This is a genomic window from Rhizomicrobium sp. (genome assembly GCF_056722145.1).
In genome coordinates this window covers 1-3,595 of the sequence record NZ_JBWZET010000314.1, presented here as the reverse complement: position 1 = coordinate 3,595, position 3,595 = coordinate 1, and the positions used below count along the sequence as shown (strand labels likewise).

Here is a 3,595-nt window from a genome sequence, read left to right as displayed (position 1 = left end):
CGGGGCTCGATGGCGGTCACAAGGTGATCTACGCCTACGTCACCTATTCGCTGCTGATGTTCCTCTATACCGCGGTCAATATTCCGTACACGGCCCTGATGGGCGTGATGACGTCGAATTCGGCCGAGCGCACCTCCGTTTCGTCGATCCGCTTCATCGGCGCGTTCACCGCCGGCATCTTCGTGCAGTACATGACGCCGACCTTTGTGCGCGTCCTCGGGCACGGCAACGCCGAGCTTGGCTGGCAGCTCACCATGGTGCTGTACGGCGTTCTCGCCGTGCTCATGCTGTTCGTCTGTTTCGGCGTGACACGCGAGCGGGTGACGCCGCCGCCGGCGCAGAAATCCAGTCTCGGCCGCGATCTTCTCGCGCTGGTCACCTCGCGCGCCTGGGCGGTGCTGATTGCGGTGATGCTGCTGGTGCTCGCCGCGTTCGCGATCAAAGGATCGGACAGCGCCTACTACTTCAAATATTTCGTCAAGGACGAAAGCCTGTTGCCGGCATTCCTGGTGTCGAACGGGATCGCCTTCGTGGCGGCCGTGATGATGGCCTCGTTCCTGGCCAAGATTTTCGGCAAGAAAACGCTGTTCATGCTGGCGATCGGTCTCGGCGGCCTGGTGATCGGCGGTTTCTGGCTGGCCAAGCCGAACGATATTCATCTGATCTTCGGCCTGCAGATCGTTTCCAGCTTCATCATCGGGTTCAATTCCCCGCTGGTGTTCGCGATGTTCGCCGACGTGGCGGACGAGGCCGAATGGCGGACGGGGCGGCGCAATACCGGATTGGTGTTCGCGTCGGCGATCTTTTCCACCAAAGTCGGTTGGGCGATCGGGGCATGGCTGTTCGGCTTGCTGCTGGCGTTTGTCGGTTACGTGGCCAATGTCGCGCAGACACCTCAGGCTTTGAACGGCATCATCCTGGCGACCTCATGGGTGCCGTGCGTCCTGCTCGTCGTCGCGGCAGCGCTGATGCAGTTCTATCCGCTGACCGAAGCGCAGATGGTCAAGATCGAAGCCGACCTCAAGGCGCGGCGCGGAGAGGTGGCATGAAGCGGCTGCTGCTTGGCCTTTTCCTGATCGTCGCCGCGTGCGGTTCGGCCCGCGCCGGCGATGATCTCACGATGCCTGGTTGGCATGGCGCCGCCATCGCCTATTCCGGCTATCGCACCGGCCAGCATCCCGACAGCGGTCCATTCCCGACCGTCGATCAGGTGCGGGAAGACATGCAGATTCTCGCCAAGAACTGGAGCTACATTCGCGTCTACAGCGCCGACCGCCATTCCGAGGACGTGCTGGCGACGATCCGGCGCGAGCATATCCCGCTCAAGGTGATGCTCGGCGTCTGGCTCGACGGCAAGCCCGACATGCTGAACGCCAACTCGCTGCAGATCGTGCGCGCGATTGCGCTCGCCAACGAGTATCCCGACGTGGTGACGGCGGTGAATGTCGGCAACGAAGCGCTGGTGTCGTGGTCCGATCATCGCCTCACCGAGGAGCGGATGCTGGCCTATGTCGCCACGGTGAAGGCGGGCGTGCGCTGTCCGGTGACGGTCGCCGACGATTATCTCTATTGGAAAGATCCGGCGGCGAAGCTGGTGGGCGCGGTCGATTTCATCACGCTGCACACCTATCCGGCGTGGGGCGGCGAGGACATCGATACCGCGATGGCGACGACCGTCCGTGTCTACGAAGCCGTGCGCGCGGCGCATCCCGGCAAGACCATCGTGATCGGCGAGGCGGGGTGGCCGACCTTCAGCGATAATCCGAAGAACGCGCCGGGGGCCGGCAGCGAAGCCAAGCAGCAGCGCTATTACCGCGAACTGAACGAATGGGCCAAGTCGGCCGGCGTCACCGTGTTCGTGTTCGAAGCGTTCGACGAGCCCTGGAAGGGCAATGGTACCGAAGGGCATTGGGGGGTGTTCAACGAAGCGCGGAAGGCAAAGGCGGCCGTGCAGGATCTGTATCCGGCTGCCGCCGCCGCTTTGCCGTCCGTCAGCAGTAACCAGTAGCGTAGTTCCGAGAGTAAGGACATCATATGACCGCGCCTTTAGTCCCCGAAGCAGCCGTCATTCGCGTACCGTTCGACGCGCATGGCGATCTCGTCGACATCGGCGGGGAGCGGTTCTTCAAGATCACCAATTGCGATGCCATGGCCCCGTTCCTGATGAGCCTGGTGTCGGGGTCGGATCAGTGGATGTTCGTTTCCAGCACCGGCGCGTTGACGGCCGGGCGGAGGGATGTCGATCAGTCGCTGTTTCCCTATTATACCGACGACAAGATCCACGACAGCGTCGATCGAACCGGTGCCAAGACCATCATCAAGGTGGCCGGTGTCGGATTCTGGGAACCGTTGTCGCCGCGCTTCGACGGCCAGTATCGCGTCGTGCGCAGCCTCTACAAGAGCGTTTACGGCAACAAGCTGATCTTCGAGGAAACCAATCACGATCTCGGGCTCAAATTCACCTCGGCGTGGATGATGTCGGATCGTTTCGGTTTCGTGCGTCGCGCCTCGCTTGCCAATCTGACGGCCGATCCGGTGGACGTGGAACTGGTGGATGGCATCCAGAACCTCATCCCATCCGGTCTGACGCAGCGCTTCCAGCTTGAGTATTCGACGCTCGCCGACGGCTACAAGGAAAGCGAGCTGCACGCGCCAACCGGCCTGGGGCTGTTCCGCTTGAGTTCGATCCCGGCCGATCAGCCGCGCCCGCGCGAGTCTTTGCGCGCCACGACGGTGTGGTGCGAAGGCTTGGAAGTAAAGCGGCATCTGTTGTGCGCGGCGCAGCTCGATCGCTTCCGCCATTGCCAGCCGGTGGAGAACGAAACCCTGGTGCGCGGCCGCCGCGGTGCTTATTTCGTGGAAGCCGGATTGACGCTTGCCGCCCGCCAGAAACGGGACTGGACGATGGTCTCCGACGTTTCGCTCGATGCCGCCGGCGTCGCCGCGACGGTCGCCTTCCTGAATTCGGGCGCCGACCGGCGCGCCGCCATCGATGCCGATATCGCCGCCGGAACCGAGGCGCTGGTCCGCATCGTCGGCGGCTCCGACGGGCTTCAGAAGACCCGCGACGAGCGCAACGCGTGGCGGCATTATTCCAACACGCTGTTCAACGTGATGCGCGGCGGCATTCCCGATAACGGTTACGAGATTCCGCGCGACGATTTCGTCGCCTTTCTTTCGGCCGCCAATCGCGCGATTGCCGTCAAATATTCGCCGCTGTTGGCCGAGTTGCCGGAAACGGTACATCGCGACGTTCTGCTCGGGCTGGTGCGGCGGCTCAACGACTCCAATCTCGAACGCTTGGCTTACGAATACCTGCCGCTGACCTTCAGCCGCCGCCATGGCGATCCCAGCCGTCCGTGGAACATCTTCACCATCGACGTCAAAGGCCCGCACGGCGAACGCATCCTGAATTATCAAGGCAACTGGCGCGACATCTTCCAGAACTGGGAGGCGCTGGCCCATTCCTTCCCCGGTTTCGCCGAGAGCATGATCTTCAAGTTCCTCGATGCCTCCACCGCCGACGGCTACAATCCCTATCGCATCACCCGCGACGGGTTCGATTGGGAGGTGCTCGATCCGCACGATACGTGGT

2 protein-coding genes and 1 pseudogene are annotated in these 3,595 nt (G+C 62.6%); all 3 read left to right on the top strand.

All coding sequences use genetic code 11. From position 1 onward, the window contains the following. A partial coding sequence (locus AC1P6P_RS16495) for an MFS transporter (protein ID WP_481403539.1) occupies positions 1-1,049 on the top strand: 1,049 nt, incomplete at its 5' end. Then, the gene (locus AC1P6P_RS16490) at positions 1,046-2,008 is read left to right on the top strand and encodes a glycosyl hydrolase family 17 protein (RefSeq protein ID WP_481403538.1); all 963 of its coding nucleotides are present in this window, start codon (positions 1,046-1,048) and stop codon (positions 2,006-2,008) included. The genes AC1P6P_RS16495 and AC1P6P_RS16490, both read left to right, overlap by 4 nt. A gap of 26 nt (positions 2,009-2,034) precedes the next feature. Then, positions 2,035-3,595 (top strand): annotated as a pseudogene (locus AC1P6P_RS16485) (hypothetical protein); the annotation flags it as partial.